This window comes from Leisingera daeponensis DSM 23529, assembly GCF_000473145.1.
In the GTDB taxonomy this organism is placed as follows: Bacteria; Pseudomonadota; Alphaproteobacteria; order Rhodobacterales; family Rhodobacteraceae; genus Leisingera; species Leisingera daeponensis.
Genome location: NZ_KI421502.1, coordinates 25,462 through 38,598 on the forward strand (window position 1 = coordinate 25,462; position 13,137 = coordinate 38,598).

Consider the following 13,137-nt stretch of genomic DNA (forward strand, 5'->3'; position numbering starts at 1 on the left):
AGTCCGGTGCGGGGAAATCCGTTTTAAATACAAGATTTTAGACCCACGTCTCAGACCAGCCCCATGGCGATGGCGGACTGCGGCGTGATCCCGAGATCGGCAAATCCCGCCGTTGCCTCCCCCACCGTATTGTCATGCTCCATCAGGGCGATCTGCGCCCGCGTCACCGGCGGATGCGGCAGCAGCGACAGCGGCACAGCCCCCGCCCGCCACAGCGCAAAGGGCACCGGCACCAGCAGGCGGCGGCGCCCCGACCGCACCGCGAGCCGCCGCAGGATTTGCCGGTAGGTGAACACATCCGGCCCGCCCAGCTCAAACACCTTACGCGGCGCCCGCGCGCCATCCAGCAGGCGGCAGACGGCCTCCGCCACATCGCCCGCCCAGACCGGCTGCAGCCGCGTGCGCCCGTTGCCGAACAGCGGGATCACCGGCAGGCGGTCGACAATCTTCTGCAGGTCGCCGAAGAAGGCGCCGCTGCGGCTGAACATCACGCTGGGCCGCAGGATCACGGCGCCCGGAGAGACGCTGCGCACGGCGGCCTCGCCCTCGGCACGGGCGCGCACATAGGCCGAGGGCGATTGCAGGCTGGCGCCAATGCCGGAGATATGGACCAGCCGCTGCACCCCGCCGTCACGCGCCAGCCGGGCAATCCGGCGGGCGCCCTCGGCATGAACGCCCTGAAAGCTTTGCTGGCGGGTCTCGGCGTAAAAGCCAATGCAGTTGACCACGGCAGAGGCGCCTTCCAGCGCCCGGGCCAGGGTGTCCGGGTCCGCCAGATCCATCCCCACCAGCCGGACCCCGCGGTCCCAGCAGCTGCGATAGGAGGCGGCGGCCTCCGGAAACCGGGTTCCGGCACTGACAGGGCAGCCGCGGTCCTGCAGCCGGCGCACCACCCGCTGGCCCAGAAACCCGGTGCCGCCAAGCACGATCACATTCCGCACGCTGGTCTTCATGGCGTTTCGCCCCGCGTAAGCCTGCGTCAGCGGCGCAGGCCTGCCCGCCCGGCAGCAACCGCCCGCCGGACCAACCCCTAGCAGCGCTACCACATAGCGCGCCCGCCCGCCCGCGCCACCGGCGGCAGCAAGTGCGCCGCCCCGGCGCCATCGCCAGCCCGCGTGCGGCGCGGCAGGCGGCGGGCAAATTGTCAGCTGACAACTCCGGTAAAATTTTAGGCACCCCGCCAGGCTGGCGCGCGGTCAGGACCGCCCTCCCGGACACCGGCCTCAGACCGTCAGATCCGCCAGGATCCGGTCCATCATCGCATCGCAGGCGACCAGCTGGCTCAGCTCCAGATACTCGTCCGGCTGATGCCCCTGCCCCGCCATCGACCCCGGGCCGCAGACCACGGTTGGAATGCCCAGCCGGTCAAAGACCCCGGCCTCGGTGCCAAACGCCACCTTGGTGCAGCCGGGGCTGCGGGCGAGGGCGCGGGCATAGACCGCAACCGGGCTGTCCGGCGGCGTGCCGAGACCGGGATAGGCGCTGTCCTGCTGCACCTCGATGCCGGCCTCCGGTGCCGGGTAGCGGGCGGCAACCCGGTCCGCCGCCGCCCGAATGCGGGCCATTATGTCCCCGGGCCGGTCGGCGGGCAGATGGCGGTATTCAAACGCCAGCTCGGCCCGGTCCGGCACGATGTTGAGCGCACTGCCGCCGGAGAGCTTCCCGGCATGCACCGTGGTATAAGGCACGTCATAGGCCGCATCCCGCGCGCCATTGGCGGCGAAATCCGCCTGCAGCGCGCGCAGTTCCGCCAGGAAATCCGCCGCCAGATGCAAGGCGTTGGTGAACTCCGGCGCCAGCGCCGAATGGCCGCCCCGGCCGCGGCAGACGGCGCGCAGCGCGGCCTTGCCCTTGTGGCCAGTGGCCACCTGCATCTGCGTCGGCTCGCCGACGATACAGGCGCGCGGGCGGCCCGCCAGCGGCGCCAGCCGGTCCTGCATCTGCTGAATGCCGACGCAGCCGATCTCCTCGTCATAAGACAGCACGATCTTCAGCGGCTCCTTCAGCTCAGCCGCCGCCGCCCGCCCGGCAAGCGCCAGAACGCTCGCGGCGTACCCCTTCATGTCGGTGGTGCCGCGGCCATAGACGCGCGCGCCCTCGCGGGTCAGGCGGAAGGGGTCGCGGGTCCACGCCTGCCCGTCCGCCGGCACCACATCGGTATGCGCCGACAGCAGAACCCCCGCCCCCGCCGGGCCGGTTTCCGCATAAAGCCCGGTCTTGCGCCCGCAGGGCGACGGCAGGCGCGTCACCCGAAAGCCATGCCCGGCCAGAACACTCTCCGCATAGGCGGCCAGGTCCAGGTTGGAGTTGCGGCTGACCGTGTCAAAGGCGGTCAGCCGCTCCAGGATCTCCAGTGTCCCGGCAAGGTCAGTCAAGCCGGAACCCGATCTTCAGCCCGACCTGATAGTGGGCGATCTTGCCGTCCTCGACATGGCCGCGGATCTCGCCGACCTCGAACCAGTTGATGTGGTCGATGGTCTTGGCGGCCCGGGCAATCGCGCCGCTCACCGCATCCTCGATGCTGCTGGCGGAGCTGCCCACCACGTCAACCGTCTTGTAAATGGCGTCACTCATCACGTTTCTCCTCACTCTGCGGCCAGCCCGGCAATGGCGCGCCGCACCTGCGGCGCAGCGCCGGTGCCGGCCCGTTCAGCGCCAGCCAGTGTGACGGATTTGCCGCCTGCGTCCAGCCATTCCGCCTCACAGGCCCCAGCCTTGCCCCCCCGGTGCTGCGGCCTGCCCCGGCGGCGCAGCGTTCAACCCCGGCAGCGCGCCGTCCGTCACCAGCTCCGCGCAGTGACCGGCAAAGGCGCGGATGGTGCTCGACTGCTCCGCATCCGGCGCCATCAGCAACCCAATCCGCATCGGGCGCAGATCCCCCTTCAGCGGAATGAACCTCAGCGGTTTGCCATCCGGCGACCGGTCGTTGACCGGGCGGATATTGGCAATCGAATAGCCATAGCCATTGGCCACCAGGCTGCGCATCACAGCCATGTCGCGGGTGCGCTCCGCCACGTTGGGCGTGATCCCGGCCTGCTGGAAGAACGACAGGAAATAATCCGCGCTGAACGGCAGATCCAGCAGCACCATCGGATGGGCGCAGAGCGCCTCCACCGTGATCTCCGGCAGATCCGCCAGCGGATGGTCTTCGCCCGCCAGCACGTAGGGCGGCAGCTCCGCCAGGGGGATGAAGCGCAGATCGGCCGGAATATCCAGGTCATAGGTCAGCGCGATGTCCAGCTCCGCCCGCCGGATGCCGCTGAAGATCGCCGCCTGATCCAGCTCGATCTGGCGCACCGTCACCTCGCCATAGCGGTCCTCGAAGCTGCGCCGCACCGCAGGCAGCACCACCTGGGCAAAGGTCAGCAGGCAGCCGACCGCCAGCGGCCCCCGCACCTGGCCGCAGATGCCGTCCGCGATTTCGCCCATGCGGGCGGCCTCGCGCAGCACGCAGCGGGCCTGCGCCAGCATCACCCGCCCCGCCTGCGTCAGCGCCAGCCCCTGCGCGTGGCGGCGGACAAACAGCGGCAGGCCGAATTCCTGCTCCAGTTGCGCAATCGCCGCCGAGATCGAGGGCGAGGACACATTCACCTTCTCCGAGGCCAGCGCGATCGACCCCGCTTCCCCCACGGCCACGAAATACTCAAGCTGGCGCAGCGTGTATCTGAAAGGCAAGGTCAGGCTCTCCGGGGGCTTGGCGGATCAGGGCGCACCCCTGATCCGGGCGGTTTTCAGCGCAGTCTACGTCCGCGGCAGGGGCAAGGACAGGGGCCGCGCGCGCCCGCACAGCCCCGCCCCCCGCCGCCTGTCATTCGTCGCCGGGCACCCCGTAGGACGGAGCCGCCCGCGGGTCGAGGGCGCGCTGGACATAGGCGTCCAGCTGCGGCTCGTAGATGTCCCAGGCGGCGGCGACGGCCTCCACCGGGCAGTCCTCCGTCCAGTCGCAGCGCAGGTCGGCCACCGGCCAGCTCACCTTGCCGACCAGCTTCAGCCCCGCGGAATGCACCGGCCCGGCCTCGCCGCCCGCCGCCAGCCCGGCGCGCAAGGCGGCAATCAGCCGGCCGCCCAGATGCCCCCCTGCCGCCTGAAACCCCTCCGCGATCGCCTGGCACACCCCGCCGTTGGCCAAGAGGTTCCCGCCCGAGGCCACATCCCGGCCTTCTGCCTGCGCCCAGATCCCCAGCGCGTTCGCCCCGGAATGAATGGCGGTGCCGCCCGTGCTGTCCACCGCCAGCACCTGCCGGTATTCCATGAAGCTGCCGCGCCGCTGCAATTCCCGCAGGGCCTCAGCCGCGCTCATGCCCTGTTCCATCAGGTCCAGCGCCAAAGGCCCCAGGCTGGGGTCGGTCACGTTCTGGCTCGCCACCGCGCCGGTGCCCGCCCGGGCAAAGGAACAGCGCGCCGCCACCGCTGGCGACGACGACGCGATCGCCACCCCGAACATGCCGCTGTCCGCACAGCGCGCCACAAGCGAAAATGTCATCGTCTCTCCTCCTCACCAGCCGCTGGAGATGATCCGTTCTTCATCTGGCCGGAAATATCCTCAGGGGTGAATTGAGCCGCAGGCTCAAGAGGGGGCAGACAGCCCCCTTCGCGCTTCCGGATCAGTCCGGAATGACCGCCGTGGCGTCGATCTCCACCAGCCACTCGGGCCGCGCCAGCGCCTGCACCACCAGCCCGGTGCTTACGGGATACACCCCTTTGATGTATTCGCCCATGGTGCGGTAGACCGCCTCGCGGTGGCGCACGTCGGTGATATAGACCACCACCTTCACCAGATGCTCCATCGAGCCGCCCGCCTCCCCGATCAGCTGCTGGATGTTCTGCATCACCTTACGGGTCTGCTCCACCGGATCGTGGCTCGCAATGGTCTTCGCATCATCCAGGTTCTGCGGGCACTGGCCGCGCAGATAGACGGTCTTGCCGCCATAGGTCACAACCGCCTGGCACAGGTCGTTGTCCAGGTTCTGTTCCGGGTAGGTGTCCCTGGTGTTGAACTTGCGGATACGGGTATGGGCCATGGTGTCCTCCTGGCGTGACGGCTGGCAGGCAAACTGCCTGTTGCAGCGGATGGGGCGGAGCCCGCCCTCAATCCTGATCCGCGCGGCGCCCGGCAGGGCCGCGGTAGCCTTCATACTGGCGCTGGATGGCGATCTGGTCCGCCACATGGCTGGCATCATGCCAGACGCCCCAGATAAAGGTCGAGCCGCGCCGCGACTGCCAGGGCAGGCCCAGAAAATAGACGCCCGGCGCGCGCGACACCCCGCGCTGGTGCTGCGGGCGGCCCTGATCGTCAAACGCATCCGCCTTCAGCCAGGAGAAATCCTGCCGGAAGCCGGTTGCCCAGAGAATAGTGGTTATGCCCTGCGCCTCCAGGTCCAGCGCGCGCAGCGGCCGGGTCAGGCACTCCGGGTCGGGGAAGGCCGCGCGCGCCTGCGGCTCCTCGGGCAGATCCAGGCCGTTGCGCACCGCATAGGCATCGGCGAGGTCGAGGATCTTCAGGTAATCGGCATCGCCATTGGCGATGTTCTGCTGCAGATCGCCCGCAAAGGCCAGCACCCCGCCCTCAAAGGCTTCGGTCATCCCCAAGAGGGTCACGCCCTCGCCCGCCAGACGGCGGAAATCCATCGTGCGCCCGCCATAGGCGCCGCTGACGGAGATCGTCACATGCTGCCTGCCCGGGTCCTGCGCCGCCACGTCCCACAGGCCCAGCACCCCCAGCCACCAGACATAATCGCGTCCCCGGTACCGCCGCGGCGGCCGGTCGTGCGGCCCCACCGACAGATAGACCTTGCGGCCCGCGCGGTTCAGCTCATCGGCGATCTGCGCGCCGGAGGAGCCCGCCCCCACCACCAGCACCGCGCCGTCCGGCAGTTGCCCGGGGTTGCGGTAGCGGAAGGAGTGCAGCTGATGCACGCCGGCCCCGTCCGGCACCAGCGGCGGGATCACCGGATGCTGAAACGCGCCGGTGGCGGCGACGATGCGCTGCGCCTCGATCACCCCGTCCGAGGTCTCCACCCGGAACCTGCCGCTGCCGTCGAGGCGTTCTGCCTTCAGCACCTCCACCCCGGTGCGGACCGGCGCGCTGATGCGTTCGGCATATTCGGCAAAATAGTCTGCCACCCGGTCCTTGCCCGCAAACGCCTCCGGGTCGGTGCCGGTGAATTCGAGGCCGGGAAAGCGGTCGTGCCAGGCCGGGCCGTTGGCCACCAGGGAATCCCAGCGGCCGGTCCGCCAGGCCTCGGCGATGCGGTTCTTTTCCAGCACCAGATGCGGCACGCCGTTGCGGCTCAGATGCTCGCTCATGGCGATGCCCGCCTGGCCTGCGCCAACCACCAGCGTGTCAATCGTTTCTGCCGCCATATCCGCCCCCCCTGCGATCCCGCGCGGGCTGCTGCCCCGCCGCGCTGTTCCGGCAGCATTTCCACATCGCGGGGCCAAGGCAAAGAATTGCATGGCGAACTGCTGCTTCGCTTTTGGCTAAGCAAGGAGTTTCCCTTGTTCGCAGAGACTTGCAGGACGCCGCGGCATGGATCCTCCGCCCGGCGCACGGCCGTCAGCGCATCACGAAGGGATCGGGGATGGGATCGTCGCTGGTGCGCAGCCAGACCGACTTCACCCTGGTGTAATCCAGCGCCGCCTGCAGCCCGCCCTCGCGCCCGTGACCGGACAGCCCGTGGCCGCCAAAGGGCGCAACCGGGCTGACCGCGCGGTAGGTGTTGACCCAGACGATCCCGGCCCGGATGCCCCGGATCATCCGGTGCGCGCGGGTCAGGTTCCGGGTGAACACGCCCGAGGCGAGGCCAAAGGCGGTGCTGTTGGCAATCTCCACCGCCTCCGCCTCGGTCCCGAACGCCACCACTGACAGGACGGGTCCGAAGAATTCGGTGCTGAGGCAGGGCGCCCCCGGCGCGTCAGAGCAGTCCAGCACCGTGGGCGGGAAATAGAACCCCTCCCCCTCCGGCACGGTGCCGCCGGTGACCAGCTTCGCGCCCGCCTCTACCGACGCCGCAATCAGCCGCAGCGCATGGTCGCGCTGTCTGAGGGTACAAAGCGGCCCTACTTCGGTCGCCATGTCATCCGGCGCGCCGATGACCACCGCTTCGGCCTTTTCCTTCAGCCGCTTCAGAAACGCATCCTTGATGCCCCTCTGGATCACCAGCCGCGATCCGGCGACGCAGCTTTGCCCGGTGGCGGCAAAGATCCCCGACACCTGCGCATTCACCGCGCTTTCCAGATCGGCGTCGTCGAACACGATGAAGGGCGACTTGCCGCCCAGCTCCAGCGAGGTGGAGGCGAGGTTTTCCGCCGAATTGCGCACGATGTGCCGCGCGGTTTCCGGCCCGCCGGTGAAGGCGACATGCGCGACCGATGCGTGGCGGGTCAGCGCCGCCCCCGCCTCCGGCCCGCCGGTGATCACGTTCAAAACACCGGGCGGGAAACCCGCCTGATCAAAGATCCGGGCAAACTCCAGCATCGGCGCGGGACCGTCCTCAGACGCTTTCAGCACCACCGTGCAGCCCGCGGCCAGCGCCGGGCCGATTTTGACAGCGGACAGGAACAGCTGCGAATTCCACGGCACGATGGCGGCCACCACGCCCACCGGCTCGCGCCGCAGCCAGACCTCCATATCCGGCTTGTCGATCGGCAGATGCGCGCCCTCGATCTTGTCCGCCAGCCCCGCGTAATAGCGGTAGTATTCCGCCACATAGGCGATCTGGGCCGAGGTCTCGCGGATGATCTTGCCGGTGTCGCGGGTTTCCAGCTCCGCCAGACGCGGCGCATTTTCCGCCACCAGATCGGCCAGCCGCATCAGCAGCTTGCCGCGCTGGGTGGCACTCATGCCCGCCCACTCGGGTGAGAAGAATGCAGTCTCTGCGGCCCGAACCGCCCGGTCCACATCCGCCGCCGAAGCGCTTGGCATCCATGCCCAGGCTTTGCCGGTGGCCGGATCGAGACTGGCAAAGGTCTCGCCTGCGTCCTCAAACGCCCCGCCAATATACTGCTGGAAGGTCTGCATCTGCCGCTCCCTTACTGAAACGCCGGCATCACATCCGTGATGAACCGCTCAAGCGAGGCTTTCTTGCGCTCGAAACTCATGCTGGAGTCGATCCAGAACGAATATTCGTCATACCCCAGCGCCTCGTATTTCTTCAGACGCTCAATCACCGCCGCCGGTTCCCCGATCACCAGATCGCGCTCCATCGCCTCGGGAGAGTAGAACGGATGCGCAGCGATTTCCTCATCGCTCAACGGGTCGATCAGGCCCTGGCTGACCTCGCGCTGGTTCATGAACCAGGCGCCGAAGTAGCAGTAGAAGCGATTGAGCTCCTCCGCGCCGCGTTTCACATCCGCCGCGCTGTCGGCCACATAAGTATGCTGCAGCAGCATGATCTTGGGCCGGGGGACATCCGAATGCTTGGCGCAGGCATCGTTGAACTTGCCCATCAGGTCGGCGATTTCCGCATCGCCCTTCCACAGCGGCGTCACCTGCACGTTGCAGCCGTTGGCGACAGCGAACTCGTGGCTGTTGGGATCGCGCGCCGCGACCCAGACCGGCGGGCCGTTTTCCTGCAACGGCTTGGGCGAGGAGGTGGTTTTCGGGAAGGCGTGAAACTCCCCCTCATGCGCGTAATCGCCTTGCCACAGCCCCTTCACCGCCGGGATCAGCTCCCGCATCCGCTGGCCGGCCTCCCAGGCGTCCATGCCGGGCATCATCCGCTCATATTCAAACGAATAGGCGCCGCGCGCGATGCCCAGGTCCAGACGGCCATTGGTGATAATGTCGGTCATCGCCGCCTCACCGGCCAGCCGGATCGGGTGCCAGAAGGGCGCAATCACCGTGCCGGTGCCCAGACGCACATTCCTGGTGTGCCGCGCCACGTCAATGAGGTTCAGGAACGGGTTGGGCGAGATGGTGAAGTTCATCCCGTGATGCTCGCCCGTCCAGACCGCGTGCATCCCGCCGTCATCGGCGATTTTGCAAAGCTGGATGAACTCGTCATAAAGCTGCTTCTGGTCGTCCGCCGCGGAAATCCGCTCCATATGCGCAAAGAGGGAAAACTTCATGCGCCCTTGCTCCCTGTGGCAACGGGCCGAACCTGCCCGCTGGTCTGATTGCCGTAATACACCCCGAAATTGCCCATCCGGCTTTCACTGGCAAACCGTTCCAGCATGGTGCAGACCGCCGCGTCGGCGATGTCCATCAGCGTGGTCTGGCTGAGCTGGGTGAAAACCCCCTTGGCCGGTGTGCCGCCGGCCGATTGGCACAGGAACGAGATGTGCTGATGTTCGCGCGCCTTGTCCTCGAAAACGGAATAGATGAACCCCGGCTCCGCCGCGACGCCGGTGTCCGCGATCAGCCGGGCGAGCGCGGCTGAGGCGCCCTCCTTCCCGACCCGGGTTTCCGGCAGCGTCAGCTTGCCCTGGCCGTTGCCCATGAGCAGCACCTTGCCTTCATGCTCGATCAATGCCGAGACAATGAGCTTGGCGCCCTGGCTCAGCGCCTCCGCCTCCGCCGCCGCCGTCACATAGGCACCGCGGGCGTATCCCAGTCCCGGCGCGGGCGAGGTCTCAAACGCCTCCACCTTGCCGATCAGGATCAGGTGGTCGCCCGCCTCCACCCGGTTATGCATGGAGCAGTCGAACCAGGCGGAAACGCCCTCGAACACCGGGCTGCCCTGCGGCCCCTTTTGCCAAGCGACGGCAGCAAAGCGGTCCTCGACAGGGCGGGCGAAGGTGTTGGAGACATCCTTCTGATCCTCCGCCAGAACGTTCACGGCAAAACCTGCGGCCGTTTCAAATGCGGCGTAGTTGCTGGAGGAATTGGCAATGCAGACCAGCACCAGCGGCGGATCCAGCGACACGGAGGTGAAGGAATTGGCGGTAAAGCCGATGGGGTGTCCCTCCGGGTCATGCGTTGTCACCACTGTGACGCCGGTCATGAAGGTGCCGAAGGCGTTGCGCAGGGATCTCGGGTCGATATCGCTCATGACGGCTCCCCTTCCGTGTTCAGCCAGTCCCGCAGCGCGGCGTTGACCGCGGCGGGCGCAGTCAGGTTGACCATATGCCGGTGGCCCTCAATGACAACCGCCCGTCCCCGCGGCGCGGCAGCGGCCATCGCCTCAGCCATCGCGGGCGTGGAGTTCGGATCGCCATCGCCGGTCAGCGCCAGCAGGGGGCAGCGGATGCCCGCAAAGCCATCCGCATAGGTGCTGTCCCCGCGGGCAAAGGCGGTGTAGGCGGCGGCGTAGCCCTGAAGGTTCACGGCAGACAGCCATTCCGCGACCTGCGCCCGTGCGCTCTGGTCTGCCTCACTCTCCCCGAACCAGCGCGCCAGCGGCGTTTCCAGATCAAAGCTCCCCGCCCGGATTTCGGCGGCGCGTGCCTCCACCGCAGCCCGTGCCCCGGCTGAGCGGCGGAACACCCCGTTCAGCAGCGCCGCGCGGGCCGCATTCTGAGGATGGCAGACCGCATAGCCGCCGGCAATCAGCGCCCCCATGGAATGACCCGCCAGCGACACCGGCCCCAGATCCAGCGCCGTCAGCACTTCATGCAGCCACGCCACATAGTCCGGCAGCTCCGCGCCCTCCGGCAGCGGCGCGCTGCCGCCGTGGCCGGGCATGTCCAGCGCGATTACTTCGTGAGCGTTCGAGAGCGCGTCAAACTGCGGCCCCCAGGCCGCCGATTGCATCCCGACCCCGTGGATCAGCACCACCGGATCGCCACGCCCCGCCCGCTGGCAGGTGACGGTGCCGTAAGGCTCAGACGGCGGCAGGGTTGTCGGCGTCATGGCCCAGTTCCTTCAGGTCCTGATAGCGGTCGCCGATGCGGTGATGCGGCCGCCCGCCGATGGAGGCCCCCAGCGCGATCACGATCTCATCCGGCCCCGGCGCATCGGCCACCGACAGCTGAATGGTCAGGTAATGGCTGCGCCGCCCGCCGTCGTTCTTGTCCATCAGCGGGATCTGCAAGGGCGCATTGGCCGGCCCGCGGGTGTTGGTGAAGGCAAGGTAGGACTTCGCCCCCACCGCCTCGCGGAAGTGGTTGCCGAAGCGCAGCGTGTGGATCAGGGCAGAAGCATGTTCCACCTCGCCATTCACACCGACAATGGCGGATTTGCCGTAGCCCTCCACCCGGTCGCCGCCGCCTGCGGCCTCCAGGATCATCGCGGTCAGCCTGGCCCCCAGACCCGGCGCGCAATCGTGGATGGCCGGGCGCAGGTCCTCGACAAACCCCTGCCCCGCCCAGGGGTTTTTGATCACCGCCACGGCGGCAATCATCTTCAGCGGCACCTCAGCCGGTTTGCCGCCCTCGATCAGGGTTTCTTCGACATGCAGCAGCGTCTTGCGGATCTCGGCGGGCATGGGTGGGTCTTTCCTGTCTGATTCCAGTTGCCGTAATATGGTATACCATCATACAGTATGTCAATGCAGCCTTGTTCCGCCCTTCCCCTGTTGCTATCGGAGGTCACATGACCAGCCCAATGAACCAGCCTGTGATGAGCAAGATCGACCACCCGCCGCAGACCCTGCGCGACATCGTGCAGGAGCGGATGCGGGAGGCGATCATCTCCGGCCAGTTTGCCCCCGGCGCGCGTCTGGTGGAGCGGCCCCTGTGCGACCAGCTGGGCGTCAGCCGCACCGTGGTGCGCGAGACCATCCGTTATCTGGAGGCGGAGGGGCTGGTGGAGATCCTGCCCGGCAAGGGCCCGATCGTGGCGCAGCTCACCTGGGAGGACGCGCGGCAGATCTACGACATCCGCCAGATGCTGGAGACCGCCGCCGCCACCGCCTGCGCGCAGCACATCACGCCAGCGCTGGCAGAACAGCTGAAGGCCGCGCTGCAGAAGCTGCAAGAGGCGGTGGCGGCAGGCGTGCCCGGCCCGATGCTGCGCGCCACGACGGAGTTCTACCGGATCATCTTCGAAGGCGCGGGCCACACTGTCGCCTGGGAGATCGCCCAGCGTCTTAACGGCCGCATCAGCCGCCTGCGGGCGGTGACGCTGTCGACTGCGGACCGCCAGAAACCCGGCCCCGCCCATATGCAGGAGATCTGCGCCGCCATCGTGTCCGGCGATGCCCGGGCCGCGCAGGCCGCCATCGAACAGCACTTGGACGACGCCAAGCACACTGCCGAGCGGCTGCTGAACCAGGCGTAACCGGTCCGGCCTCAGATCTGCGGCGGCTGGTGCGGACCGGCGCGGAAAGGTTTCAGGCTGTCGACAAAGGCGTCCAGGAAATCCAGCGCCAGCAGCGAGCGGCTGCCCGACACCGGCCGCAGTATCGACAGCCGGTGGTGCAGCTCCGGCGCAAACGGCACAATGGCGATCCCCTGGCCGCGGAACTGCTCGGCGTCCAGTGCGCTCACCACCGAGGCGCCCTGCCCCTGGCTGATGATAATGCAGGCGGTGGAGAACTGGCGCACCTCGATCCAGCTGTTCAGCTCCACCCCGTCTTCGGAAAACGCCTTGTGCAGCTTGCGGTAAAACGGGCTGTCGCGCCGTGTGTGGATGATCTTGCGGTCCTGCAGATCGCGGGGCGTGATAACATCCTGTTCTGCCAGCGGATCCGCTTCGGGCAGCACGCAGACGGTGCGGATCGGGATGTCGATGTTTTCCACGGCCGGATGGGCGGCAAAACCGTCGGTGATGCCGCAGTCATACTGCTCGCCGATGATCCACTCCAAAATCCGCTCCGGCCGGTCCGGCTCCAGCGTCAGCCGCACGCCCGGGCGGTGCTCCAGAAACCGGGCCAGCAGCTTGGGCAGCAGGGCTGTGGCGAACCCCGGCAGGCAGGCTATGCGCAGGTGCCCGGCGGTGCGCTCCGTCAAGTCGCGGTTGAGCTCTTCCAGGTGGTTCAGGCTGTCGAACACGCGCCCCACCTCGGACAGCAGGTAACGCGCCTCGCTGGTGGGAATCAGAACCCCGTCCTGCCGGGTGAACAGCTCCACCGCCACCGATTTCGAAAAATCCGAAAGCAGCCGGCTGGCGGCGGGCTGCGAGATTCCCAGCGTCTCCGCCGCCCGGGTGACAGAGCCGCTGCGGGCCACGGCCTGAAAGGCCTCGAGCTGTCTGAGACTGAATTTCAAGGGTTTAGCGGCCTTCTGCCGGGGGTGAACTGGCCGCGGCATAACATG

14 protein-coding genes are annotated in these 13,137 nt (G+C 67.9%); 1 reads left to right on the top strand and 13 read right to left on the bottom strand.

Annotated elements, in window-relative coordinates:
• Positions 1 to 50: 50 nt before the first annotated feature.
• The 12 genes from DAEP_RS0120285 to DAEP_RS0120340 form a co-directional block, all read right to left on the bottom strand.
• Positions 51 to 953 carry a complex I NDUFA9 subunit family protein gene (locus DAEP_RS0120285; protein ID WP_027245979.1) on the bottom strand — a complete coding sequence of 301 codons (903 nt, stop codon included), beginning with the start codon at positions 951 to 953 and terminating at the stop codon, positions 51 to 53.
• Positions 954 to 1,223: 270 nt separating this feature from the next.
• Positions 1,224 to 2,375, bottom strand: a complete 1,152-nt coding sequence (gene argE / locus DAEP_RS0120290) for an acetylornithine deacetylase (protein ID WP_027245980.1) — start codon at positions 2,373 to 2,375, stop codon at positions 1,224 to 1,226.
• On the bottom strand, positions 2,368 to 2,574 hold the full coding sequence (locus DAEP_RS0120295) for a dodecin (RefSeq protein ID WP_008558291.1): 207 nt from the start codon (positions 2,572 to 2,574) through the stop codon (positions 2,368 to 2,370). The genes argE and DAEP_RS0120295 overlap by 8 nt, the downstream gene beginning before the upstream one ends.
• Positions 2,575 to 2,700: 126 nt before the next feature.
• Positions 2,701 to 3,675 carry a LysR family transcriptional regulator gene (locus DAEP_RS0120300; RefSeq protein ID WP_027245981.1) on the bottom strand — a complete coding sequence of 325 codons (975 nt, stop codon included), beginning with the start codon at positions 3,673 to 3,675 and terminating at the stop codon, positions 2,701 to 2,703.
• Between the two features lie 133 nt (positions 3,676 to 3,808).
• Positions 3,809 to 4,483 (bottom strand): DUF1028 domain-containing protein, encoded by a 675-nt coding sequence (locus DAEP_RS0120305; RefSeq protein WP_027245982.1) that lies wholly within the window; start codon positions 4,481 to 4,483, stop codon positions 3,809 to 3,811.
• A gap of 121 nt (positions 4,484 to 4,604) precedes the next feature.
• Entirely contained in the window at positions 4,605 to 5,021 is a 417-nt protein-coding gene (locus DAEP_RS0120310) for a RidA family protein (RefSeq protein ID WP_027245983.1), read from the bottom strand.
• A 67-nt stretch (positions 5,022 to 5,088) separates the two neighbouring features.
• Entirely contained in the window at positions 5,089 to 6,363 is a 1,275-nt protein-coding gene (locus tag DAEP_RS0120315; protein WP_027245984.1) for a flavin-containing monooxygenase, read from the bottom strand.
• A 193-nt stretch (positions 6,364 to 6,556) separates the two neighbouring features.
• A complete protein-coding gene (locus tag DAEP_RS0120320) occupies positions 6,557 to 8,020 on the bottom strand; it encodes an aldehyde dehydrogenase (protein WP_027245985.1) in 1,464 nt (487 codons plus the stop codon).
• An 11-nt stretch (positions 8,021 to 8,031) separates the two neighbouring features.
• On the bottom strand, positions 8,032 to 9,069 hold the full coding sequence (locus tag DAEP_RS0120325) for an LLM class flavin-dependent oxidoreductase (protein WP_027245986.1): 1,038 nt from the start codon (positions 9,067 to 9,069) through the stop codon (positions 8,032 to 8,034).
• Positions 9,066 to 9,992 (bottom strand): flavin reductase, encoded by a 927-nt coding sequence (locus DAEP_RS0120330; RefSeq protein ID WP_027245987.1) that lies wholly within the window; start codon positions 9,990 to 9,992, stop codon positions 9,066 to 9,068. Before DAEP_RS0120330 ends, DAEP_RS0120325 begins: the two co-directional genes overlap by 4 nt.
• Positions 9,989 to 10,792, bottom strand: a complete 804-nt coding sequence (locus tag DAEP_RS0120335) for an alpha/beta fold hydrolase (RefSeq protein ID WP_027245988.1) — start codon at positions 10,790 to 10,792, stop codon at positions 9,989 to 9,991. Before DAEP_RS0120335 ends, DAEP_RS0120330 begins: the two co-directional genes overlap by 4 nt.
• Positions 10,764 to 11,366 (bottom strand): amino acid synthesis family protein, encoded by a 603-nt coding sequence (locus DAEP_RS0120340; RefSeq protein ID WP_008558169.1) that lies wholly within the window; start codon positions 11,364 to 11,366, stop codon positions 10,764 to 10,766. The genes DAEP_RS0120335 and DAEP_RS0120340 overlap by 29 nt, the downstream gene beginning before the upstream one ends.
• A gap of 119 nt (positions 11,367 to 11,485) precedes the next feature.
• Between DAEP_RS0120340 and DAEP_RS0120345 the strand changes: the two genes are divergently transcribed.
• Entirely contained in the window at positions 11,486 to 12,160 is a 675-nt protein-coding gene (locus DAEP_RS0120345) for a GntR family transcriptional regulator (RefSeq protein ID WP_154665123.1), read from the top strand.
• A gap of 11 nt (positions 12,161 to 12,171) precedes the next feature.
• On the opposite strand, the gene DAEP_RS0120350 is transcribed toward DAEP_RS0120345, so the two are convergent.
• A complete protein-coding gene (locus tag DAEP_RS0120350; protein ID WP_008558299.1) occupies positions 12,172 to 13,089 on the bottom strand; it encodes a LysR substrate-binding domain-containing protein in 918 nt (305 codons plus the stop codon).
• Positions 13,090 to 13,137: the final 48 nt, after the last annotated feature.

Bases quoted from the DNA above. Each gene is read 5' to 3' on its own strand.
- DAEP_RS0120285 (WP_027245979.1), bottom strand. From the start codon at position 953: ATGAAGACCAGCGTGCGGAATGTGATCGTGCTTGGCGGCACCGGGTTT.
- DAEP_RS0120295 (WP_008558291.1), bottom strand. From the start codon at position 2,574: ATGAGTGACGCCATTTACAAGACGGTTGACGTGGTGGGCAGCTCCGCC.
- DAEP_RS0120305 (WP_027245982.1), bottom strand. From the start codon at position 4,483: ATGACATTTTCGCTTGTGGCGCGCTGTGCGGACAGCGGCATGTTCGGG.
- DAEP_RS0120310 (WP_027245983.1), bottom strand. From the start codon at position 5,021: ATGGCCCATACCCGTATCCGCAAGTTCAACACCAGGGACACCTACCCG.
- DAEP_RS0120315 (WP_027245984.1), bottom strand. From the start codon at position 6,363: ATGGCGGCAGAAACGATTGACACGCTGGTGGTTGGCGCAGGCCAGGCG.
- DAEP_RS0120320 (WP_027245985.1), bottom strand. From the start codon at position 8,020: ATGCAGACCTTCCAGCAGTATATTGGCGGGGCGTTTGAGGACGCAGGC.
- DAEP_RS0120325 (WP_027245986.1), bottom strand. From the start codon at position 9,069: ATGAAGTTTTCCCTCTTTGCGCATATGGAGCGGATTTCCGCGGCGGAC.
- DAEP_RS0120330 (WP_027245987.1), bottom strand. From the start codon at position 9,992: ATGAGCGATATCGACCCGAGATCCCTGCGCAACGCCTTCGGCACCTTC.
- DAEP_RS0120335 (WP_027245988.1), bottom strand. From the start codon at position 10,792: ATGACGCCGACAACCCTGCCGCCGTCTGAGCCTTACGGCACCGTCACC.
- DAEP_RS0120340 (WP_008558169.1), bottom strand. From the start codon at position 11,366: ATGCCCGCCGAGATCCGCAAGACGCTGCTGCATGTCGAAGAAACCCTG.
- DAEP_RS0120345 (WP_154665123.1), top strand. From the start codon at position 11,486: ATGAACCAGCCTGTGATGAGCAAGATCGACCACCCGCCGCAGACCCTG.